This window comes from Rhodopila sp. (genome assembly GCF_965277825.1).
In the GTDB taxonomy this organism is placed as follows: Bacteria; Pseudomonadota; Alphaproteobacteria; order Acetobacterales; family Acetobacteraceae; genus Rhodopila.
The window spans coordinates 799,719-821,652 of the sequence record NZ_OZ255846.1 but is presented as its reverse complement, the minus strand read 5'-3'; the positions used below and the strand labels follow the sequence as shown (position 1 = coordinate 821,652).

Here is a 21,934-nt window from a genome sequence, read left to right as displayed (position 1 = left end):
TTGCTCGACCAACTTCCTTCGTCATCTTGGGGATGCCGCTCTTCGCTGCCGGGACTGATTGAACAGCGGCGTAATGACGACGTCCGGAAAGAGATCTGGAATTACGTGGATAACATGGGTTAGGAGTCCCTCGTGACCACAGAACGGTTTCTCGCTCTTCAGATTCTGCGTAACTTCATGTCTATCTACAACGAGATCATGCTGTCGCCCTCAGGCCTTTCACAGCCAGAAAACGCTTGACGTCAGACTCGGGCATCGACGAGGAGGTGAGGTGTTCAATCTGATTCCCGCTCTCGCCGCTCAACCGCCTGGGGCTACGGTGCGGCTTTGATCAGCGATCGGCCAAGCGAACAACGTCCTTGGCAGCATGCCAGCCACGCCGTTTGCGCACCGTTTTCGCGGTCAAGCCCCGGGCTGACGCAACCGACGCAACTGACCAGCCTTGCGTCAGGCGCTCGACGATCAGCATTCGACTATGCACCGTCGTTCGGCCATTCTGATGGATGTCCATCCGGAGCTCCGCGGTTGTCGGCGTGGTAAAAACCGCCTCCACCTTCAGCCCCGGAGCCCCGGATGGACAACCTCCATAGCAGCTACAGCTAGCGCTAGCCGCCGGTAACCGCAGGGAAGAACGCAACCTCGTCTCCCGCTTGTATGGGGGACGCGCGATCGGCGAATTCTTGATTGATGGCGCAACGGATAGTCTTACCTTTCTGAAACGCTCTCGCGTAAGTCGGGTCGCGGGTCGAAAGGCAGTCCATTAACGCACCAACCGTGCTAACGCCGACAGGAAGCGCAAACTCCTCTTGTGCCAGACCTATCTGCTCGCGCAGCCATGCAAAATACCAAATTTTCAATGGTTGGGTCATGGTTTGCTTGTCGGGATAGTTTCTATGCGGCCGTCGGAGTGAATAACCGTACTCGTCCCATTCCCATTCGGCACGATGATGGATTGGCCTCCGCCTGGGTTTGTGGTCGTCTGATACCCTGGGCCCCCGCCTGTCGTTACAGCCGGGGCGCCGGGAGTCTGAATGACCTGACCTGCAGATCCGCGGGCTGGCGGAGCTGGCGCGGGAGCAGTGTAGCTCGACAAAGGCGGACTCGGTTGCGGCCTAGTAAGCCCGTTTGGTGCTTTCTGCGGCGGGGTTGAACTTCCCGAGCTGGGATTCGACGACGGATAGGGTCCCCCATCGCCTCGTTCCATGGGTGATCCAGGAACGGGGGCTTCTGGCTGCGGGCTCAGTCCCCCGGTACGTTCAAGGTCTTGCAATGTTGGAGGCGGCTTTAAAGGACCTGGCCAAATATCCCCCGGTTCGGTGGTCAGCGTTGGGACGGTAGTATCCTGACCCTGAACGCGGCGCATGTTCTCGCTGTTACTAGTGGGTAAATTTGGATTGTAGCCTGCGGTGAGCGGCGGGTTCAGCCATGTCTTATAACCGCAGCCGCTGAGAATTAGCGCCAGTACAAGCGAGGTGAAACGCTGCATCAAGTCAGGCCCCTGGAGAAAGACATTCAAACAGGGACTGTGCCCCTAGATGGACCGGCACTCAAGCACTCCTCCCACGCGTTCGTGAAATCCATGAAGAACCCAAGCTGCCGTGAAGGGATAGTCACAGTCTCGAATCTCACCCCGGTCGCTGCGGCCGACGCCGCTCCGCTCGGTCCGTTGCCCGCAGCCAGCACGACAAACTCCACATCTCCAAGGAACGGGGGCATCTTAACCAAAGTCGCAGGAACCAGGCCGCGGGCCTGAACCGTCACTCCCAGACTGGCCAGGCATGCAGCGCGTAACCCATTCAGGCTGCGGCTGGCGCCGTCGTTTACCCCGTCGAGTTCAAGTCGCGAGGACTCTCAGCGGGCAAACCCACCGACGCCGCAATGTGGCAAAGCTTCATCCATGGCGGCATATAACTGAACCCGGCAATCATCGGCAATTTCTTGAATGGGCCAAAGATGTGGAATGGCGGCCGCAGCTACGCGGGACCCCGCTGTTTCGGGGCTTATAGTCACGGACTCCGTCCTGTCTCTGAACCGACGGGCAGGCTAACCGCGATTGCCGGGTCGACCAACGCCGGCGCTTGCTGGACGCCAGACACCGCCCAGATCGCCAGTCCATACGCCACCACCGAAACAAGGAAAGGAGCGCCCGGCAGTTGCAAAGGTGCACCCGGGCCGGTGAACGTCGAGAACACCCAACTGGCGACCAGAGGCGACGCGATTGCCGTGAGCCCCTGCACCGAGGACAGCGCGCCTTGCGTTTCACCCTGCCGGTCCTCCGAGGTCTCGGCAGAAACCATCCCTTGGATCGCCGGGCTGGTAATCGCCCCGATCGACTGCAGAACGATCCCCAACAGCACTACCCAACCGAACGGCGCCAGCCCTATGCATGCATAACCGCATGCCACCATCATTCCGCCGATCATCGCCGCTCGACGCTCACCTAGCGCCGGAACGATGCGGCGCACTAGCAGTCCCTGGACCACCGCGGACCCAAGCCCGGCGACGGTCAGCGCCATGCCATTGTCCTGGGTGCCCCAGCCGAATCTGACCTGGTTGGCCAGCACGAAGGTGCTCTGCAGCGCACCCAGCGCGAACCAGATGCAGCCCCAAGCGATCGCCAGGCGGCCCAGATTTCGATCCGCCATCACCAGATGCAACGAACCGAGCGAGTTGGCGTGCCGCCAGTCGAACGGACGCCGGTGCGCCGATGCCAAGCTCTCAGGTAACACGAACAGTCCATAACACACGTTGCTGCCAGCCAGGCACGCGGCGACGAGAAACGGTATGCGCACCCCGTAGGTACCCAGAAGGCCGCCGAGCGCAGGGCCGATCACGAAACCGATACCAAACATGGCTCCGACTAGGCCGAATTGCCCGGCTCGTTTTGCCGGCGGCGTAACGTCGGCGATGTAGGCTGTAGCCGTCGAGGCATTCGCCGCAGTGGCTCCGGCAATCAACCGACCCAGGAACAGCCAAGTCAGCGACGGCGCCCAGGCCAGCAGCAGGTAGTTGGCACAACTCCCGCTAAGCGACAGTAACAGCACGGGACGGCGCCCGAACCTGTCGCTGAGGCCGCCCAGCACCGGTGCGCAGACGAACTGCATCAGGGCGAAGGCGGCGAGCAGGAGGCCCACCCATTTCGAGGCGCCGGATACTGTCAGGCCAGAAAGCTTCAATACCAGGGACGGCACGATCGGAACCACCAAGCCGAAACCCAGCGCATCGATCACTAAAGTGATCAGGATGAAACTGACTGACGCCGAATGCGGTTTTGGATGCCAACTCATGGTGCTGCTCGGTAGGCGATGCCGTCTTCGCTGACCAGCAACGATCCGTCATGTATCACTGTCAGCCCGACCGGACGACGCCATACAGCCTGGCCAAAACCGACAAGACCGGTCGTGAAATCCTGAAAAACGACGGTCGGATGCCCGTCCGGGAAGCGTAGGCGCACCACCTCGCAGCCTCTGCGTTGGGCTCGGTTCCGTGATCCATGCAACGCTATGAACGCGTCGTCGCGATCGTCGGGCGGGAATTCAGTGCCATCATAAAATGCCACGCCGAGCGACGCAGAGTGTCCCTCTATCAGGACGCCCGACGACCAGAAAGCTATACTGAACGGTGGAGTGAGGTCGGACGCGAACGTAATCGTCGGGATCGGAGCGGCCAAGCCGTACGCTGTGCGAAGCAGCCGGATGCGGCCGGCACCGGCTTCGGCCAAGACGATGTCGCTGTCGGGCGTAGGGAGTGCATCGGCAGTGATTTCTCGGGTGATGCCCGGGCCGTCGCCGCGGCAGCCGCCGAACGCAGCCTCGCCGATGCGGACCGGACCGCGCGATGCACCGTTGCGCTCGGTTTGACCGTTCGTGAGCGCCGAGGTCGTGGCGTCGATGCCGACCATCATAAGCGCGGCGAGGCGTGTTATTCCCACGCCCCAGGATGTGCATCCGGGCGACCGGTTGCCAAGCGGGTTTAAGCCAACCGTTTTCGGCAAGTCGAACGGAGGTCCAAACTTCAGATGTGCGGATGCGAGGATCTATTTCCAAGGCCCCCTCTCCCGACCCTTCTTGCCAGCACCGAAATTTTTTGCCTTGTATTAGGTCAGCCGACACGCCGCCGGTCAGCGCCCGGCCTTCCGGAACGAGGAAAAACGCCATGGCAAACGACCACAAGCCGCTGGTTTTCGACCGCCCGCTGCGCGGCCGCATCTATGACAGCATCGCCGAAACGATCGGCAACACACCACTGGTGCGCATTCCAAAAATCCTTGCCGAAGAAGGCATCACCGCCGATGTCGTCCTGAAGCTGGAGTTCTTTAATCCGATCTCCAGCGTCAAGGACCGCATCGGCGTCAACATGATTCTTGCGCTGGAGTCCGAGGGCAAGCTGAAGCCGGGCGGCACCATAATCGAGCCCACCTCGGGCAACACAGGCATTGGCTTGGCATTCGTTGCGGCTGCACGGGGCTACAAGCTGATCCTGACGATGCCGGAAAGCGTTTCCATCGAACGGCGCAAGATGCTCGCCTTCCTAGGCGCGGAACTGGAATTGACGCCTCGGGAGAACGGCATGAACGGCGCCATTGCGCGTGCCGGGCAACTGCTGGAGTCGACGCCCGGATCGGTCAGCCCGAACCAGTTCGGAAACCCGTCAAACCCGGCGATCCACGTCAAGACCACGGCGGAGGAAATCTGGTACGACACGGCGGGTGAAGTCGACGCGATTGTCTCTGGCATCGGCACAGGCGGCACATTGACGGGGCTGGCTCAAGCACTGAAGCCACGGCGGCCAAGCATGAAGTTTTTCGCGGTGGAACCGGCGGCCAGTGCGGTGCTAAGCGGCGGCAAGCCCGGGCCGCACCCGATCCAGGGCATTGGCGCCGGCTTCATCCCCGAGATACTGGACACCAGGGCAATCGACGAAGTGATCCAGGTTTCCAACGAGGAGACGCTGGCCCAGTCCCGTAGGCTGGCACGCACCGAGGGCATCCCCGGCGGTATCTCCTCCGGCGCCGCGCTCGCTGCCGCGCTAAAAGTGGCCAAGCGCCCCGAGTTTGCCAGCAAACGTATCGTGGCGATTATTCCCTCGTTTGCCGAACGTTATATTACCACGGTGCTGTTCGAGGGGTTGTAATTACAGGATCAGGCTTCGGTCATCCGGATGTGGTAGAGCTTTAGCTAAGACCCGCAGCAACGGGGTGGCATGACCAAGCAGTTTACAGTGTGGCATCACGACAAGATCGGGTCCACCAACGACGAGGCAAGACGGCTCGCCGTTGGTGGTGCTCCGCACGGCACCGTGGTCCATGCAGATCAGCAAACTGCTGGGCGTGGGCGTTTGTCACACAGTTGGTTCAGCCCGCCCGGCAACCTTTATGTTTCGATCCTCCTGCGAACCGGCCTGTCTGCCGCGCGCTCGGGCGAACTCAGTTTCCTCGCCGCGCTGGCGGTGGCCGATACTGTAGAGGTGCTGCTGCCGCGGCAGATTCGAGCGATGCTGAAATGGCCCAATGACGTTATCATCAATGGCGCCAAGATAGCCGGCATCCTGCTCGAACAAGTTGACGAGGCGACAATCATGGGCATCGGGCTCAACGTGCTCGAGGCGCCATCGAATGCCGCCTACAAGGCCACGACGATCGTTGCGAACGGCGGCATCGCCTCGGTCGACGACGCTCGCGATATCCTGTTGGACAGTCTCGGGCAGCACCTCTCGACATGGCAAACCAATGGGTTTGCCCCGATCCGGGTACAATGGCTGAACCGATCCTACCCAATTGGCGCGGCGATCCGGGCGAGTTCGGCGGGTGAACTAGTCGTTGGACACTTCGCCGGCCTGGACTTGGACGGCGCCTTACTGCTGGACACGCCATTTGGTCGGCAGCGCATCCTCGCAGGGGAGGTGGTGCCCGCCGAGCGTAGCCACTAGCCGACCATACGTGTCGATAGCTAATTAACTTGTCCGGTTTAGGTAGCACTCTAATTGTCCGCTTGTTGCCGTTTTGTCCCCGCCTATCCGGCGTGGACAAACCGACGGTCGCTCTGGCGGCGCATCAGGCGACCGATGTTCGTCATCTCCCCGGGGGGCTGTTGCTTGGCGAAATAGACAGCGCTTGGGCTTGCTGCGGCTGATGCGGTGGCGGTGGAGTTGTGGGTAACGCGCTGGCGTTATCCATAAATCCACCGGCGCTGACTTGGTTGGGCGTCATGCCGCCGCACCCAAAGCACCGGCCCGCAACGCGCCGTGCCCGTCGTAGCGGCCAAGGCAACGCGGCCCGTGGAAGATCGCGTGGCTGCCGTCGTGATACCGCCGCACCTTCACCGTCGCTTTGACAAAATGCGCCCGCAGCGGACTGGGCGGGATCTGCAGCCGCAGCTGGTGGAACACCACGGTGTTGTCGTGGCCCACCTGGCGGTCCTCCTGCACACACAAGATCTCCGCCAAGTCGACCCCGCTGATCGCCACGAAGGCCGAGCCATCCTGCTCCGCCTGCACCGCAAACCGGGCGTTGTGGGCCGGAATATAGACCTCTCGGATGAAATCGTTGGCCGCCGCAACCGTGCCGATCCCAGCCAACGCCAACTCCTTCACCAGCCGGTCCTGCAAGGTCGCGAACAGACGCTCCGAACGGCCACGCGCCTCGGGGGAGTAGGCCGCGATGTGCTCCACACCCAGCTGCGCCAGCGCCCGCCCAACCTGGGTCGGAGATTTGCGATCGACCGGCCCATCAGCCCGCGGCGTGTGGAAGTAATGGCTGCCACGGTCGGTATACAAACTCAGCGGCAAGCCATGCTCGCCAAACACCTGCAGCAGCGCCTGGAACGTCGAGACGGTGCCCTCCTCTGGGCACACGAAGGCCGAGTAGATCGTGTTCGTCGCATCATCCATGGTCACGATCAGGTCCATCGCATCGAGCCCGCCAATCCAGCCGTGGCGCGAGCCGTCTTGATGCAGGTGCTCATGGAAATGCTTCGCCGTGAAGCCGCTGTAGCGGGTGCGATACAGGGTCTCGATCTGCGCCTCGCGCTCGCTCGGCACCCGCTGGCCCGACACCTGGCCGAGACGCCGGTCCAACAGCCCGCTCTCGCCGGCGTCGTCGAACCGCACGCACCAACGCCGGAGCGTCCGCTCGTTGACGCCAAGCAGCGCCGCCGCATCGATCTGGTTGAGCTCACCGGCTTCATGGCGCTCGAACTCGCTCCGGAACTTGATCACCCGCACACCCTGTAGGGCTTCCGTCCGGCGCATCCAGGCTCTCCAAAGAGCCCCGCATCACCGGACAGATCGTGTGCTACCTAAACCGGACATATCGTGTGCTACCGACACACTAGCCGACCATACGTTGACCGAAGTCGCTACCGGTGGGATAATCGATACGAAACGTCCATGAAATAGAGCGCAAACCGAATGGATCAGATCAGGCCTCCCGCCTCCGAGAGTTGGCAGGCGGAGCTGGATGAGCTCGCCGAACGCAAACGAATCGCGCGCCAGATGGGCGGCCAAGAGCGCATCGCGCGGCAACATGCCGGCGGCCGCTTGACCGTTCGCGAACGTATCGAACAATGCGTCGACTTTGGTTCGTTCCGGGAAATAGGTTCAATCGCCGGCAAGGCAACTTACGACCAGACCGGCAGGGTGATGACGGATTTCGTGCCCGCGAACGGTGTGTTCGGTAGAGGAACGATCGAGGCCCGTCCGGTAGTCATCTACGGCGACGATTTTACCGTACGCGGCGGTTCGGCTGACGCCTCGATCAAGGCCAAGTATATCTTACCCGAACAGATGGCCGGCGAGTACCGTATCCCGCTGATCCGGATGATCGAGGGCTCCGGTGGCGGTGGTTCGGTAAAGACGATCGAGACCCGTGGTCATGCCAATCTGCCGGGCGGGGTCGCGCAAAGCTCCGGTCTTTGGCTCTGCGCGCAGAATATGGGCCGGGTTCCGGTCGTGGCGCTGGGCTTGGGATCGGTGGCCGGCCTGGGCGCGGCAAGGCTGGCCGCGAGTCATTATTCGATCATGGTGAAGAACACTTCGGCGATCTTTGTTGCTGGACCACCGGTGGTGCAGCGTTTGGGCGAGACCCGCAGCAAGCAGGAACTAGGTGGACATCAGGTGCAGGTGGCGGCTGGAACCGTGGACGACGCAGTCGACACCGAACAGGAAGCGTTCGAGCGTACCCGCCGATTCCTGTCCTATCTGCCGTCGTCGGTGTGGGATCTGCCCCCGCGGCAAAGATCCTGGGATGACCCGAATCGCCGCGATGAGCATTTGATTTCAATCGTGCCGAAGGATCGTTGCAAGGCTTACAGTATGCGCAAGATCATCGAAGCTGTGACCGATAAGGACAGCTTCTTCGAGATGGGCAAGCATTTCGGCCGAGCCATCATCACCGGCTTTGCTCGGCTGGATGGTTGGCCGGTTGCAATAATGGCCGGCGACCCACTCTATGGAGGGGGCACCTGGGGCGCCGCGGCGTCACGCAAGATCACGCGGTTCGTCGATCTGGCGCAAACTTTCCACCTGCCGATGGTTCATTTGGTCGATTGCTTCGGTTTTGCCGTCGGCCTGGAGGCGGAATCGACCGCCACAATGCGCCATGCGGTTACCGCGATCAGTGCCATCGACCAATCCACTATCCCGTGGTGTGCGATCATAATCCGCAACGTTTTTGGTGTCGGCGGCAGCGCGCACGTGCCGCATACGCTTACGCCGATCCGTTACGCGTGGCCGTCGGGGAATTGGGGCTCGCTACCGCTGGAGGGTGGCATCGAGGCGGCTTACCGCGCTGAGATTGAGAGCGCCGACGATCCCGATAAGAAACTGAAGCAGATCGAGCAGCGGCTGGAGCAGATGCGCTCCCCGTTTCGTTCAGCCGAGGCCTTCCTCATCGAGGAGATCATTGATCCGCGCGATACCCGACCGCTGCTGTGTGAGTTTGCCAACATGGCTGCACCGTTGCGGACGACCGGGCAGTCCATGTTCACGATGCGTCCTTAAAAGATGACGTTGTCTCGCTTCTGCGGCTTGCAGATCGGGAACGGCGCCCCCCGGCTGGCTTGGCCTGAAAAGACGGCAATCGGCAGGTCGTTGCCGACTTGGTCCGCACCGATCTGAAAATCTTGACGCGCACAGAGTGATCAATGAACAACCCGCTGCAACGGACTGAGATCAGGTCGCTAGCACTGATCTGCACAGCCCACCTGGTCAGCCATTTCTACTATCTGGTTCTGATACCGTTGTTTCCGATGCTGAAGGCCCATCTCGGCCTGGGGTTCGTCGAACTCGGTCTCGTCGTCACCTTGTTCAACATCGTCAGTGGCCTGGTGCAGACACCAATGGGCTATGCGGTGGATAAGTTCGGAGCCAGACGAGTTCTGATCGCTGGGCTACTTCTCGGCGGCGGTGCCTATATCTCCATCGGTCTATTTCCGGTCTATCCCTGGATCCTGTGTGCCATGGCGCTCGTGGGCGTCGCAAACGCGGTGTTCCATCCGGCCGACTATGCAATTTTGGGTCTAGTGATCGAACCAAGCCGGCTTGGCAAGGCTTTCTCGATCCACACGTTCGCCGGTTTCGTCGGCAGCGCGATTGCTCCGATCTTCATGCTGCTCGGTGCCGAGGCATTCGGTTTTAGGGCGGCGATCATCGGTGCTGGTGTGCTGGGAATCGGCGTTGCCGTCCCCTTGGCCATGGCTGGCTGGCTGGATCGTCACACCGCCTTGCACACGCCAGCTGCCGGGGCGATGCACATCCCCCTGCGGCAATTGTTGACACCCACGGTTTTTGGTCTCGTAGGTTTTTTCGCATTGCTCAGCCTGAGCAGCGGGGCATTGACCAACTACTCGGTGGTGGCGCTGGTGAGCGTGTACGGGATTTCGCTTTCTTCGGCGAACTTGGCACTGTCGGCGTTTTTGTTCTCATCGGCTTTCGGGGTTCTGGCCGGCGGCGTTATCGCTGACCGAACTCACCGCCATGGCGATGTCGCGGCGTTTGGATTTGGTGGCGCCGCTGTGCTCATCCTGCTTGTTGGCACGGTGAATCTTGGCGCCATTTTGTTGGCAATAGCGATGGGGATCGCAGGATTTTTGTCCGGCATGATTTCGCCATCGCGCGACATACTGGTCAAAGCAGCCTCGCCGCCAGGTGCATTCGGCCGGGTGTTCGGCATTGTCACAACTGGGTTCAACATCGGCGGCACGGTCGGTCCGTTGATTGGCGGTTGGATCATGGACCACAATCTACCGCGGTGGGTGTTCTTCTCGTCGGTTCTGTTCATGGCGCTCACCTCCGTCTTGGCGTTGGCCGGCGATTGGCGGTTACGGCACCGGTCATCGCTCGCAGTTTCATAGGAGTGGACAATAGAGTTACCGGAAGTGGATGCCGGTTTATTGCTTGGCTTTATGGCTTCGTCTCACGTTCGACCGGTGGACTAAGCCTCGGCGCGCCCGCTATTCCATCCCGATAAATAGCCTTTGGCTGGTCTAAAGGCTTGGATCGACACACAATAGAAAACGTTTGGCCGCAGACAGACGACTTCCGCTTCACCATCGAGGCAACGCGCGTTTCGATGTCAGAAGATCACAGCCTCGCTGTGGTGGTCACGCCCTGGACCAGCAGGGAACTTTATCCTGAACGGGTTAGATTCGACAACCCAAGCCGCGCAACGATGTCGGTAGCACACGATATGTCCGGTTTAGGTAGCACACGATCTGTCCGGTGATGCGGGGCTCTTTGGAGAGCCTGGATGCGCCGGACGGAAGCCCTACAGGGTGTGCGGGTGATCAAGTTCCGGAGCGAGTTCGAGCGCCATGAAGCCGGTGAGCTCAACCAGATCGATGCGGCGGCGCTGCTTGGCGTCAACGAGCGGACGCTCCGGCGTTGGTGCGTGCGGTTCGACGACGCCGGCGAGAGCGGGCTGTTGGACCGGCGTCTCGGCCAGGTGTCGGGCCAGCGGGTGCCGAGCGAGCGCGAGGCGCAGATCGAGACCCTGTATCGCACCCGCTACAGCGGCTTCACGGCGAAGCACTTCCACGAGCACCTGGTGCGCGATCACGGCTTCGCCTGGGGCTACACCTGGACCAAGGTGTTTCTGCAATCGAACGGCTTGCTGCCACGCGCCACAACGCGCGGCGCGCATCGCTGCAAGCGGCCGCGCCGGCCGCTGCCCGGGATGATGCTGCATCAAGACGGCTCGCGCCACGGCTGGATTGGCGGGCTCGATGCGATGGACCTGATCGTGACCATGGATGATGCGACGAACACGATCTACTCAGCCTTCGTGTGCCCCGAGGAGGGCACCGTCTCGACGTTCCAGGCGCTGCTGCAGGTGTTTGGCGAGCATGGCTTGCCGCTGAGTTTGTATAGTATCCCTCCGCTGGCGGCCGCCTGGCTCTGAGGGTCTTGCCTCCTTAAGTCGCTGGTTAACTGTGTGGTAAAGGTGGGCGATGGATGGGGTGGTGGAGATCATCACGGGGCGGGAACGCCGGCGTCGATGGGGCATCGAGGAGAAGCTTCGGATCCTGGCCGAGACGACTGAGCCCGACGCGGTGGTGCGGGCGGTGGCGGCGCGGAACGGTATTTGTGAGAGTCTCCTTTACGCGTGGCGCCGACAGCAGCGCGACGGGACCTTACGCGAGAGCGGGACACCGGCGTTCGTTCCGGTAAGGGTATTCGGGACACCGATGAACCCGATGTCGTCGACGAGCCAACCGGAACGTACATCGTCGTCCACTCGTTCGCAGACACGGTCAGACCTGATCGAAATTGAAATGGGCGACGGACGACAGGTGCGTGTTGGTCGTGACGTGAACCTCGCTGCCTTGCGTCGTGTGTTGACGGCGCTGCGATCTTGATTCCCGTTCCAACAGCTGGCCGGGTCTGGATAGCGACCGGTCACACGGACATGCGCCGTGGCATGCGGGGATTGGCCTTACAGATTCAAGAGGGTCTCAGACGTGATCCGCACGGCGGAGATCTTTTCATTTTTCGGGGACGCCGTGGGGACCTTGCCAAGATTCTCTGGCATGACGGTGTTGGACTTTCGCTTTATGCCAAACGTCTCGATCGTGGAAGGTTCGTCTGGCCTTCTGCCTCGGATGGCGCGGTAGCAATTTCACCCGCTCAGATGGCCTATATGCTTGAAGGGATTGATTGGAGAAATCCTCAACTCACATGGCGGCCGACGAGCGCTGGCTGAAACGAAAAAATATCCGCTCTCATGCATTTTGGGGTATCGCAAATCGAGCGGCTTATGATTCTCTCAGCTCCATGGATGAAGTTCGCGACGGTCTTCCGGACGACATTGACGCGCTGAAAGCGGTGTTGATCATTGAGCGCGCGAAGGCCCTGGAAGTCGCCGCAGAACTGGCCATCGCGCGTGCCAAAGCCTCACAGGACATGGCGCTGATCGCCCATCAGAAATTGCGGATCGCCAGGCTGGAACGCCAACTGTATGGGCAACGTTCCGAACGCTCGGTGCGGTTGATCGACCAATTGGCGCTCGTGTTCGAAGAGCTGCAAGCCGAAGCCACGGAAGACGAACTCGCCGCGGAAGCCGCGATCGCCAGAACGACCAGCGTGACCGGGTTCACGCGTCAGCGCCCTGAGCGCAACACATTCCCCGAACACCTGCCGCGCGAGCGGGTGGTGATGGATCCGCCAAGGACGTGCGACTGTTGTGGTGGCAACCGTCTGCGCAAACTCGGCGAGGACGTGACGTGCACGCTGGAATCTCAGCCGCGTCGATGGAAGGTGATTGAGACGGTGCGCGAGAAATTCACCTGCCGTGACTGTGAGAAGATCACGCAGGCGCCGGCGCCGTTCCATGTCGTGCCCAGGGGGTGGGCCGGCCCAAGCCTTCTCGCGATGATCATGTTCGAGAAGTTCGGGCAACACCAGCCACTGAACCGCCAGGCCGAACGTTACGCCCTGGAAGGCGTGCCGATCGCGCTGTCGACGATGGCCGACGCCGTAGGATCCGTCTGCCGCGTGCTCGATCCCCTCTGGCGCCTGATCGAGGCTCATGTCATGGCGGCTGAGCGTCTGCACACGGACGATACGACGGTTCCGGTTCTGGCCTCCGGAAAAACCGATATCGCGCGTTGCTGGATTTATCTTCGCGATGACAAACCTTTTGGCGGAACGGGGCCGCCAGCGGCGATATTGCATTACTCGCGCGATCGGAAAGGCGAGCACCCCCAGGCACATGTGGCCGGGTACGCCGGCATCCTCCAGGCGGACGCCTATGACGGATATAGAAAGCTTTATGAGCCAGGGCGAACGGCCGGGCCCATCGTGGAGGCGGCGTGTTGGGTGCATGCCCGGCGCCCATTCTTTGCCATGGCTGATATCGAGGAGAACGCCCGGCGCAAGGCGGCCGGCAAGAAGGAGATCCCGCTGTCACCAATCGCGATCGAGGTTGTGCGCCGTATCGACGCGCTCTTCGAGATCGAGCGATCGATCAACGGGACAAGCGCGAACGAACGACTGGCGGTTCGCCGGGACAAAAGCCGGCCTCTGGTCGAGGAACTGGAGCTTTACCTGTGCGCGCAACTGGATCGGCTGTCCCGCGGGCATGATCTTGCCAAGGCGATCAATTACATTCTCAAACGACCCGCTGCCTTCAGGCTGTTCCTCGAAGATGGCCGCGTGTGCCTTTCGAATAATGCCGCCGAGCGCGGGCTGCGTGGTGTGGCTCTCGGAAGACGCGCGTGGCTATTCTGTGGGTCCGATCGCGGCGGGCAGCGTGCGGCGATGATGTACAGTCTCATCGTCACAGCAAAAATGAATGGCGTTGATCCACAGGCGTGGCTCGCGGACGTGCTCTCACGCATCGCGGCCCATCCCGTGCATCGACTGGATGAACTGTTGCCGTGGAACTGGCCGTCCCGATTATCTCTCGATCCAGCTCTGGCGGCCTGATCGTGCACGTCAACAAGGTTCATTCCGTCAAAACGATCAACCGCGTCGCGAAGGAACTCGGCGAGAGCGTGGACTGGCTCCATGATGTCGCCGACGAGATGGACACCGAAGACGGCGTCATCTGGGTCTACGGGGACACTGACGATGGGGTAATGGCATTCACGGACTTCGGGATCGAAACCCTCACTGACCTCGTCGAAATGCACAAGCAAGATCCCACAATCCTGCAGCGTCGGAACAATCAGAAATAGACGTCCTGCGGCCCACGCCGAATGGTTACTTTGTATACCGACCGTGGCAGCCATTACTTCCACACGCCGCGGGCTGATGGGCCGGTCGATCGCAAATCTCCGACCCAGGTTGGGCGGGCGCTGGCGCAGCTGGGTGTGGAGCACATCGCGGCCTACTCCCCCGAGGCGCGTGGCCGTTCGGAGCGTCTGTTCGCGACCTTGCAGGACCGGCTGGTGAAGGAGTTGGCGTTGGCTGGGATCGGCACGGTTGCGGCGGCCAACGATTTCATCCGAGAGGTCTATATTCCGGCCCACAACGCCCGGTTTGCGGTGCAGGCGGAGCAGGATGGCTCGGCCTTCGTGGCGATCAGCGGGGTCGACTTGGCGGAGATCTTGTGTGTGCAGGAGGACCGCCAGGTGGGCCACGACAACACCGTGGTGTTCCACCAGCTGCGGCTGCAGATCCCGCCCAGTCCGCTGCGGGCGCATTTTGTCAAAGCGACGGTGAAGGTGCGGCGGTATCACGACGGCAGCCACGCGATCTTCCACGGGCCGCGTTGCCTTGGCCGCTACGACGGGCACGGCGCGTTGCGGGCCGGTGCTTTGGGTGCGGCGGCATGACGCCCAACCAAGTCAGCGCCGGTGGATTTATGGATAACGCCAGCGCGTTACCCACAACTCCACCGCCACCGCATCAGCCGCAGCAAGCCCAAGCGCTGTCTATTTCGCCAAGCAACAGCCCCCCGGGGAGATGACGAACATCGGTCGCCTGATGCGCCGCCAGAGCGACCGTCGGTTTGTCCACGCCGGATAGGCGGGGACAAAACGGCAACAAGCGGACAATTAGAGTGCTACCTAAACCGGACAAGTTAATTAGCTATCGACACCCAAGCCGCGCAACGATCGTAGTTCGGGAACCCCCGGCGAAGGCGCACTGACCGGGCGATCGTTGGGCTACTTACCTCCGCCGGTCGTCGGCGAGCCCGACTTCTGCTGTTTCGTCGCGTCCGCCGCGCTTGCCTGACTGCTTTTCGAGCCGGGCACAACGGTTTTTCCAGTTGCACCTGGCGCCACCCGGTTCCTTGCTTTGGTGCCATTTTCCCCGGCTGTGCCTTTCGCCATCGAGCCTGCACCTGGACTATTGTTCTTGGTCATTGGTGTCGCGGTGGCACTGCTGTTGCTGCCCATGTTCCCGGTTGGATTGTTTTGCTGCGCCATCGCGCTCAACATTGGGGCCGTAACCAATACGGCTGCCACTATAAGCGACGGGGATTTCGAGAGCATATCAAAAGTCCCTTCGATTTGCCGCGCGGTCCATTCCAAGCGGCGGCAAGTACAACAACGCAGCAATTCCGTTTCGGTTTGCTCCATCGCGGTCCAATATTACGCAGAATCAACCGAATATAATACCGCCATCGGAAAATCACCGAGCAGTGATTTTAGCGGGAGTCTGCGTGCGGCGGTCAGGCTCCCGTCGTTGAACAGGAGCGGGTGGAGCTGAATGCCATCCAGTTGCCCCGGCAACAACAATGAACTTTCGCGCAGCCCATCAGGATCGAGCATCAGACGATCCGCCGGCACCATCAACCGATGTATCAGACGAGGCACCACCACGATGAGCACTGATCGACCGCGGGCTCGAATGAACGCGATGATCCGTTGTTCCAAAGCACCCTCAACCTGAAGTGGGCTGTAATCGCCTTGTTGAAAAAGATCCGGCAGCTCCCGGCGGAAGTCTAAGACCTTGCGAATGATCAACTGCTTGATTCGCCCGTCGCGCCAGGACGCCTGGCACTCAACGACTTCGGCATTTGCCGCAAGCGCTTCCCGGCGAGCACCGTAATCGACAGGACGCCGATTGTCCGGATCGACGAGACTGAAGTCCCAGAACTCAGTTCCTTGAAAGAAATCGGGCATGCCTGGCACCGTCATTTTCAGCAGCGCTTGTGCCAGTCCGTTCACTGCGCCTGCCGGCGCAATGCGATCGATGAACGATCGAGCGAGAGGTAAAAATCCCTCGCTGGGCGAGAACAGGTTGAACAGGAAATTTCTCGCCGTCGCCTCATAAGCTTCGTTCGGGGCGGTCCAGTCAGTGCGCAGTTTGGCCTCCCGCAGCGCCTTTTGCTGCCAGGCGCCCAGTCTTTCAGCGAAGGCCTTGCATCCCGACTGGTCAGACGTATCAAGCAGCAGCGGCCAAGCGCCGACGATCATCTGATACAACATGATCTCATCGGCCGGATCGGGCCGAACGGCATCGAGAGCACGGCATTGAGCCAGGAAAGCGGCCCAATCATCAGGCATCTCACTAATGACCGCGAGACGCGCACGCAGATCTTCGCCGCGCTTATGGTCGTGGGTAGCGGTAGCCAACATGGCGGCGGGAAACGCCGCCAGCCGATCCGCGCAGGCCCGGTGAAAGTCCACAACTGACCCGCCAAGCCTGCCGGCATCAAAACCAACGTCGTTACGAGACAGTAATCGGCCGTAGCGATAAAATGCCGTATCTTCAACGGCCTTTGCCGCGACGGGCGCACTTAGCTGTTGGAACCTGGTAGCTGCAACTTTGTTCCCTGGTGCGCCGCCCAGCCAGCGATCCAGTTGATCCAGAACAATGTGGCTCGAAACCGGGGAAGCCGCTCTTGCTCCCCTCAACGCCTTGGCAAACCCAACTTGTTCGCTGGGCGACCGCTCGGACCCGCCATTATAGCTGCGATAGACCGGGAAATGCGACAGCAATGCAAGGAGACCGCGGCGAATGGAAGCGGCCGACGTATCTCGCGTGTGCCGATCGGATCGTGCAACCTGATGTAGAGCCTTGGTCACCGCATTCAATTGCGCATCGAAACCGCGCTGCAGGATTTCGAGGCGTGCAGGCCGTTCCTCGTCAGCGAAATCAGCCGGGCGCTGGGTGAAGCTTTGCCATAGCAGCCCAAGAGCGGCCGCATTGGAAGGATCGTGTTGAACGGCACTCACGTCGTTCATAAAGTCATAGCCGCTGGTGCCGTCGACACCCCAATCGTTCGGCATCGACTCATCGGCGCCGAGGATTTTCTCGATCACCACATAGGCATGACGGCTGGGCACCAGTTCGTCGAGTCTCCGACGCAACTGCCGGCAGTATCCGGGCGGGTCCGACAGTCCATCGACATGATCGACACGAAAGCCGTCGATAAGCCCGTCAGCGTAGAGGCGAAAAAGGGTTGCGTGAGTTGCGTCGAAAACAGCCGGCTCCTCAATCCGCAACCCGGCAAGGCCGTTGATGTCGAAGAAGCGTCGCCAGTTGATCTCGTCTCCAGCCGAACCCCACCAGGCGAGGCGATAATGCTGTCGCTCCAGCAATTCGTGGAGCTTGCAGCGACCATCGCGATTGTCCGGGCTGAAAGCCTCTGGCCCAGCTTTGCGGATAAACGCATGATCCGTGGGATCAATCGGAAAATGGCTGTCGAAATAATGTATCGCCGGGGTACCGGACGGATTCAGATGCAACCGGATTTCGCCCGCGTCCAGCGCCTCACCATAAGGGCGCCCAAGAAACGGAGCCAGCACCTTTCCGCGTAAGTCCGGATCATCGGTGTCCCAATCCACATCGAAGTAGCCGGCGTAGCGGCTCGACCGCCCGTGACATAGCAAGTCCACCCACCAAGGATTGTCGCCGCCACCCACCGCCATATGGTTCGGAACAATATCGACAATCAGTCCCAGCCCGACTGCGCGTAGTTTCGAAACGAAGTCGCGCAGCCCCTGTTCACCGCCCAGTTCTGGGTTGACCGTCGTGGGATCGATGACGTCGTATCCGTGGATCGATCCAGCCCGCGCCGTTAGGATGGGGGAAGAGTAGACATGGCTGATCCCCAGATCGATCAAATACGGGATCAGAGCTGCCGCGTCCGCGAACATAAAGTCCTTATGCAGCTGCAGCCGCATTGTCGCACGAGGGATCACTGTCGCGGCCGCTCCGTCGCTACGAACTCGATTCGGCGTGCCACGGCCTTATCTTCTAAAACCACGTCCGCTGCGACCGGCAGCCGGCGACGCCAGTTGGGATGCTCAGTGACAGTGCCGGGGAGATTCGGCTGCTCAATCTGGCCCAGTAAATCTTCAAGCGGAATCAAGGACAACGGAACCTCGGTCTTGGCTATGAAACGCACGGCGGCGTCAACCACGCGGTCGGTGTCGTCCGGGTTCGGAACCGGCCCTTCACCGACATGTTCGCGAACGAAAGCGTTCCAAAGCCTCGGCCGATCTTGCTCGCGCTGCTTCCGCACGCTGTCGGGGTCTACGCCTTCGCCTAAGCGGCCATGTTGGTGACGAACATCGATGTCGCTACCCTTCCACCATCCAGCAACCGTCGGTAGATCGTGCGTCGAAGTCATCGCCACATCGGAACTCCCCCAACCCCGGGGTGGAACGAAGCCAGTCTGCGCGTCGCGCTCGAACCAAAGGACCCGCATGCCATGAATACCACTCTGTTCCAGCATATCGTGGAACCCCTCAGGCACAGTTCCCAGGTCCTCGCCGATCACGACGACGTCGTGGCGAACCGATTCCAGCGCCAATAAACGCAACAAATCGCTGACCGGATAGTTGAGAAATGCACCATCCGCCGGAGAGGCACCCTCGGGGATCAACCAAAGTCGGGCCAGCCCCATGGCGTGATCGACACGAATGCCGCCGACATGGCGCATCGCCGCGCGCAAAGTCGCCAGGAAAGGGGCGAAGCCATTTTCCTCCATCGAGCGCGGTGAAAATCCCGTCAGGCCCCAGTCCTGCCCGCGTGGGTTAAGTAAATCGGGCGGAGCCCCGATTGTCAGGCCCAGCAGAATATCGCGCTGCCGGCTCCAAGCGTGACTGCCTGCCGGGTCCATGCCCACTGCCAAGTCGCCGATCAGGCCGATCCGCATGCCTGCTTGCCGGGCTACATTCTGCGCTGCGATCACCGACCGATCAGAGATCCATTGCAGAAATTGGTGAAACAGAATTTCCTCGGGATGGGAGGCCGCGAAAAACGCGACTGCCGGACCCTGCGGGTCGCGCAAGTCTGCTGGCCAACTGCGCCATTCCCGTTGCGGCATGCGCGCTGCTTGCAAGGCCTCGAAGCACGCGTGCTCGTAAAGCAACGGCCCCGCATCTGCTCGGAACCGGCCGAAATCCGCACCCAGATGACCGTCCCAGTCATCACCATCTAGAAATAGATCGAACACTTTGCGCAATGACGCGTATTTTGCGCCGGAAGCCTCGGACCAATCGATCAGGCCGTTGGCCGGAGCCATTTCCTCATGGGCGCCCTGTCCGAATACAAGTTCTGGCGCCGCGTGTAGCGGATTGAGGAACAGCCGGCTGGACGGCGCATAAGGGCCGAACCGTGCCGGGTCTGCCGCGAACAGCGCGTGCATGGGGCTTAGGGCGATTGCATCAGCGCCCTTCGCACCAGCGACGCGCGCTAAATCGGCCGCACCCGCCAGATCGCCAATCCCAACATCGCCGGGATGGCTAAGGCCGTAGAGTTGGGCAGCCAAGCCCCATAAGCGAGCATCCGGAACGACGTCCTCAATCGAGCGGCAGCGGGCTGGGGAGACTGCCAAAACGATTTCGCGATCCTCCATGCGCAAGCGATGATAACCGATCTCCGCGATCGCAGGGATTCGCAAGCGTCCTCGTGCCGGCAATAGTGCCACCTGACGGACATCGCCGCGCTCCAGCACCAGTTCAGCCGGCTGTGCCTCATTGCCCCCGACGTCCAGGCGAGTCGGTCGGCCAGCGACGGCCGTCACCAGCGGCGGTAGATCGGCCAAACTGCTGCGTTTCGTCAGCAGTCTGCGACTGGACGAAAGTTCCCGGCTGGTGTCGGCGGGAAGTCCCAGCGCGGCCAGAACGCGGCGTAGGACCGGCGGTGCCACGACGTGCGGCTGCCCAGCATAGTCTTGCCACTCCACGGCGACGCCAGCCCGCCGAGCCAAGTCGCGCAGCATTTCGTCGCTCATGTGGCAATCTCCAGATACACCGCTGTCAGCGGGGCTGTATCGCCGGTCGCAAATAGCAAACGGCCAGGCGGTATGGCGAACGCCACAGTCTCTGCCCCGAGATTTGTCACGATGGTCAAGCGGGATCCATCACCCAGCCGCCACGCTGCCGAAACCGCTTTTGGCCCGATCGCGTCCGCCCCAAGGGAAACCGTTCCCGTCAACCGGGGCACGATCTCCTTCAATCGCAGCGCAATCAAACGTTTATACAGCGCGAAGCGCTCATCCGACGCCGGCCTCGGAACGGAAGCGGTAAACGTTTCCACTGCATTCGGATCAGGAATACGCTCGCGCTTCTCTGGATCTGAGAATTCGGCGAACCCGGCAAATTCCTGTCGGCGGCCTTCGCGCACCGCATCAGCCAATTCAGCGTGATGATCAGTGAAAAACAGGAACGGTGTCTTCGATGCAGTTTCCTCGCCCATAAATAAGAGTGGAATCTGGGGACATAACATCTGCAGCGTGATCGCTGCCTCTAATGCGGCCGGAGAGGTCAGCGACGTCAACCGCTCGCCAAAAGCTCGATTGCCAACTTGGTCATGATTCTGCAGGAACAGTACATGCACGTAAGGCGGCAGATCGGCACACGGCTCACCCCGCGGGGCATTCAGATAGGGTGACCGTTCTCCCTGATACACCCAGCCCTCGGCAAGAACGCGCGCCAGCTTTGCAGCGGGATCGCTGGCGTAGTCGGCATAGTACCCGCCGTCCTCCCCCGTTAGCAGCACATGCAGCACATTATGACCATCATCGTTCCACTGTCCGTCGACCGCCGTGCGCAGGTGTGACCCAGCATTGTGATGCTCCAGTACTAGGTGGACATGACGGTTGGGGCTTATCGTCGCCCGAACCGTTGCCGCCATTTCCTCCACCCAGTCCTGTTCAAGTATCGCGTGGACAGCGTCGAAGCGCAGACCGTCGAATCGGAAGTCCTGCAGCCACATCAGAACGTTGCCGGTGAAGTAATCCCGTACCTCACGTCGCCGAAAGTCGATCGCGGACCCCCACGGGGTCATCACATCGTCGCGAAAGAACTGGGGCGCGTAGGACGCTAGGTAATTGCCGTCCGGGCCAAAGTGATTGTACACAACGTCAAGAAACATCATCAGGCCAAGGCCGTGTGCGGCATCGACCAGTGCTTTGAGGTCCTCTGTCGAACCATACGCAGGGTCCGGTGCGTAGGGCAGCACGCCGTCGTAACCCCAATTCCGCTCGCCAGGGAACGCGTTGACCGGCATCAATTCGACGGCTGTCACACCCAACGCCTTAAGCCGAGGCAAGTCGTCTCGGATCCCTCGGAATCCCCCGGCGGTTCCGGCGTGGATTTCGTAAAGTACAGTCTCGGTCCAGGGGCGGCCACGCCAGTCTGGATGCTTCCAGGCGAACGGACCTGTTTTTACCTCGCTGGCCTCATGCACACCTCGCGGCTGTGACCGGGAAGCCGGGTCCGGCACCATCTGGCCGTCCGACAGCCGGTAGCGATAGCCCGTACCGTCGGATACTGCTGCGGTTACCTCGAACCACCCGTTGTTCGATCGCTGCATCGGCACCAAGCCGCCGGGTTCAAATGCGACCGACACGGTTTGTTGCGCGGGTGCCCAAAGCCGGAACCTGACCCTGCCGTCGTCTACCCGTGTCGTGCCGAACATCTCGGCCACGTTGAGATGGTGTGCCATGTCAGTCAATCCTCGCCATAGCCGATCGACCTCACATCAGCGGTCGAAACCGCTCGTCAAGCACCGGCCGATCGACCTCGCGTCAACG

General features: G+C 61.1%; 19 protein-coding genes. 10 read left to right on the top strand and 9 right to left on the bottom strand.

Going from position 1 to position 21,934, the window contains the following annotated elements; translation table 11 throughout:
• Positions 1-331: 331 nt before the first annotated feature.
• The 4 genes from ACQY4T_RS04375 to ACQY4T_RS04360 all read right to left on the bottom strand — a co-directional run bounded on the left by ACQY4T_RS04375 (position 332) and on the right by ACQY4T_RS04360 (position 3,904).
• Positions 332-511 (bottom strand): hypothetical protein, encoded by a 180-nt coding sequence (locus ACQY4T_RS04375; protein ID WP_428538172.1) that lies wholly within the window; start codon positions 509-511, stop codon positions 332-334.
• A gap of 94 nt (positions 512-605) precedes the next feature.
• A complete protein-coding gene (gene moaD / locus ACQY4T_RS04370) occupies positions 606-869 on the bottom strand; it encodes a molybdopterin converting factor subunit 1 (protein ID WP_428538169.1) in 264 nt (87 codons plus the stop codon).
• 1,137 nt (positions 870-2,006) lie between these two features.
• Positions 2,007-3,287: a TCR/Tet family MFS transporter gene (locus ACQY4T_RS04365; protein WP_428538166.1), complete on the bottom strand. Its 1,281-nt coding sequence runs from the start codon at positions 3,285-3,287 to the stop codon at positions 2,007-2,009.
• Positions 3,284-3,904 carry a hypothetical protein gene (locus ACQY4T_RS04360; RefSeq protein WP_428538164.1) on the bottom strand — a complete coding sequence of 207 codons (621 nt, stop codon included), beginning with the start codon at positions 3,902-3,904 and terminating at the stop codon, positions 3,284-3,286. Before ACQY4T_RS04360 ends, ACQY4T_RS04365 begins: the two co-directional genes overlap by 4 nt.
• A 251-nt stretch (positions 3,905-4,155) precedes the next feature.
• On the opposite strand from ACQY4T_RS04360, the gene cysK reads away from it, so the two are divergent.
• Both cysK and ACQY4T_RS04350 read left to right on the top strand, forming a co-directional pair.
• Positions 4,156-5,133 (top strand): cysteine synthase A, encoded by a 978-nt coding sequence (cysK, locus tag ACQY4T_RS04355; protein WP_428542711.1) that lies wholly within the window; start codon positions 4,156-4,158, stop codon positions 5,131-5,133.
• A gap of 69 nt (positions 5,134-5,202) precedes the next feature.
• A complete protein-coding gene (locus tag ACQY4T_RS04350) occupies positions 5,203-5,928 on the top strand; it encodes a biotin--[acetyl-CoA-carboxylase] ligase (protein ID WP_428538160.1) in 726 nt (241 codons plus the stop codon).
• A gap of 276 nt (positions 5,929-6,204) precedes the next feature.
• On the opposite strand, the gene ACQY4T_RS04345 is transcribed toward ACQY4T_RS04350, so the two are convergent.
• Entirely contained in the window at positions 6,205-7,248 is a 1,044-nt protein-coding gene (locus ACQY4T_RS04345) for a helix-turn-helix domain-containing protein (protein WP_428538157.1), read from the bottom strand.
• 159 nt (positions 7,249-7,407) lie between these two features.
• Between ACQY4T_RS04345 and ACQY4T_RS04340 the strand changes: the two genes are divergently transcribed.
• The 8 genes from ACQY4T_RS04340 to ACQY4T_RS04305 all read left to right on the top strand — a co-directional run bounded on the left by ACQY4T_RS04340 (position 7,408) and on the right by ACQY4T_RS04305 (position 14,771).
• A complete protein-coding gene (locus ACQY4T_RS04340) occupies positions 7,408-8,997 on the top strand; it encodes an acyl-CoA carboxylase subunit beta (protein WP_428538154.1) in 1,590 nt (529 codons plus the stop codon).
• Between the two features lie 143 nt (positions 8,998-9,140).
• On the top strand, positions 9,141-10,349 hold the full coding sequence (locus tag ACQY4T_RS04335; RefSeq protein WP_428538151.1) for an MFS transporter: 1,209 nt from the start codon (positions 9,141-9,143) through the stop codon (positions 10,347-10,349).
• A gap of 395 nt (positions 10,350-10,744) precedes the next feature.
• Positions 10,745-11,395 (top strand): helix-turn-helix domain-containing protein, encoded by a 651-nt coding sequence (locus ACQY4T_RS04330; protein ID WP_428538148.1) that lies wholly within the window; start codon positions 10,745-10,747, stop codon positions 11,393-11,395.
• 61 nt (positions 11,396-11,456) lie between these two features.
• Positions 11,457-11,852, top strand: coding sequence for an IS66-like element accessory protein TnpA (tnpA, locus tag ACQY4T_RS04325; protein WP_428531908.1), 396 nt, complete (start codon positions 11,457-11,459; stop codon positions 11,850-11,852).
• The gene (gene tnpB / locus ACQY4T_RS04320) at positions 11,849-12,196 is read left to right on the top strand and encodes an IS66 family insertion sequence element accessory protein TnpB (RefSeq protein WP_428531905.1); all 348 of its coding nucleotides are present in this window, start codon (positions 11,849-11,851) and stop codon (positions 12,194-12,196) included. Before tnpA ends, tnpB begins: the two co-directional genes overlap by 4 nt.
• Before the next feature lie 71 nt (positions 12,197-12,267).
• Positions 12,268-13,920: an IS66 family transposase gene (tnpC, locus tag ACQY4T_RS04315; protein ID WP_428542708.1), complete on the top strand. Its 1,653-nt coding sequence runs from the start codon at positions 12,268-12,270 to the stop codon at positions 13,918-13,920.
• Positions 13,872-14,171 (top strand): hypothetical protein, encoded by a 300-nt coding sequence (locus tag ACQY4T_RS04310; protein ID WP_428531902.1) that lies wholly within the window; start codon positions 13,872-13,874, stop codon positions 14,169-14,171. The genes tnpC and ACQY4T_RS04310 overlap by 49 nt, the downstream gene beginning before the upstream one ends.
• A 30-nt stretch (positions 14,172-14,201) precedes the next feature.
• On the top strand, positions 14,202-14,771 hold the full coding sequence (locus ACQY4T_RS04305) for a hypothetical protein (RefSeq protein WP_428538145.1): 570 nt from the start codon (positions 14,202-14,204) through the stop codon (positions 14,769-14,771).
• A 333-nt stretch (positions 14,772-15,104) separates the two neighbouring features.
• On the opposite strand, the gene ACQY4T_RS04300 is transcribed toward ACQY4T_RS04305, so the two are convergent.
• From ACQY4T_RS04300 to treZ, 4 genes are read right to left on the bottom strand one after another with little or no spacing between them, the layout of a single operon-like run.
• Entirely contained in the window at positions 15,105-15,521 is a 417-nt protein-coding gene (locus ACQY4T_RS04300; protein WP_428538142.1) for a hypothetical protein, read from the bottom strand.
• 12 nt (positions 15,522-15,533) lie between these two features.
• On the bottom strand, positions 15,534-18,074 hold the full coding sequence (treY, locus tag ACQY4T_RS04295; RefSeq protein ID WP_428538139.1) for a malto-oligosyltrehalose synthase: 2,541 nt from the start codon (positions 18,072-18,074) through the stop codon (positions 15,534-15,536).
• A 14-nt stretch (positions 18,075-18,088) separates the two neighbouring features.
• Entirely contained in the window at positions 18,089-20,131 is a 2,043-nt protein-coding gene (gene malQ, locus ACQY4T_RS04290; protein WP_428538136.1) for a 4-alpha-glucanotransferase, read from the bottom strand.
• Entirely contained in the window at positions 20,128-21,846 is a 1,719-nt protein-coding gene (gene treZ, locus ACQY4T_RS04285) for a malto-oligosyltrehalose trehalohydrolase (protein WP_428538133.1), read from the bottom strand. The genes malQ and treZ overlap by 4 nt, the downstream gene beginning before the upstream one ends.
• Between the last annotated feature and the right edge of the window lie 88 nt (positions 21,847-21,934).

What these genes read in the sequence shown, in the direction of transcription:
- treZ (WP_428538133.1), bottom strand. Translation starts at nt 21,846, where the DNA reads ATGGCACACCATCTCAACGTGGCCGAGATGTTCGGCACGACACGGGTA.
- ACQY4T_RS04345 (WP_428538157.1), bottom strand. Translation starts at nt 7,248, where the DNA reads ATGCGCCGGACGGAAGCCCTACAGGGTGTGCGGGTGATCAAGTTCCGG.
- tnpC (WP_428542708.1), top strand. Translation starts at nt 12,268, where the DNA reads ATGGATGAAGTTCGCGACGGTCTTCCGGACGACATTGACGCGCTGAAA.
- ACQY4T_RS04365 (WP_428538166.1), bottom strand. Translation starts at nt 3,287, where the DNA reads ATGAGTTGGCATCCAAAACCGCATTCGGCGTCAGTCAGTTTCATCCTG.
- ACQY4T_RS04300 (WP_428538142.1), bottom strand. Translation starts at nt 15,521, where the DNA reads ATGGAGCAAACCGAAACGGAATTGCTGCGTTGTTGTACTTGCCGCCGC.
- ACQY4T_RS04340 (WP_428538154.1), top strand. Translation starts at nt 7,408, where the DNA reads ATGGATCAGATCAGGCCTCCCGCCTCCGAGAGTTGGCAGGCGGAGCTG.
- treY (WP_428538139.1), bottom strand. Translation starts at nt 18,074, where the DNA reads ATGCGGCTGCAGCTGCATAAGGACTTTATGTTCGCGGACGCGGCAGCT.
- ACQY4T_RS04375 (WP_428538172.1), bottom strand. Translation starts at nt 511, where the DNA reads ATGGACATCCATCAGAATGGCCGAACGACGGTGCATAGTCGAATGCTG.
- moaD (WP_428538169.1), bottom strand. Translation starts at nt 869, where the DNA reads ATGACCCAACCATTGAAAATTTGGTATTTTGCATGGCTGCGCGAGCAG.
- cysK (WP_428542711.1), top strand. Translation starts at nt 4,156, where the DNA reads ATGGCAAACGACCACAAGCCGCTGGTTTTCGACCGCCCGCTGCGCGGC.
- ACQY4T_RS04360 (WP_428538164.1), bottom strand. Translation starts at nt 3,904, where the DNA reads ATGATGGTCGGCATCGACGCCACGACCTCGGCGCTCACGAACGGTCAA.
- ACQY4T_RS04335 (WP_428538151.1), top strand. Translation starts at nt 9,141, where the DNA reads ATGAACAACCCGCTGCAACGGACTGAGATCAGGTCGCTAGCACTGATC.
- ACQY4T_RS04350 (WP_428538160.1), top strand. Translation starts at nt 5,203, where the DNA reads ATGACCAAGCAGTTTACAGTGTGGCATCACGACAAGATCGGGTCCACC.
- ACQY4T_RS04330 (WP_428538148.1), top strand. Translation starts at nt 10,745, where the DNA reads ATGCGCCGGACGGAAGCCCTACAGGGTGTGCGGGTGATCAAGTTCCGG.
- malQ (WP_428538136.1), bottom strand. Translation starts at nt 20,131, where the DNA reads ATGAGCGACGAAATGCTGCGCGACTTGGCTCGGCGGGCTGGCGTCGCC.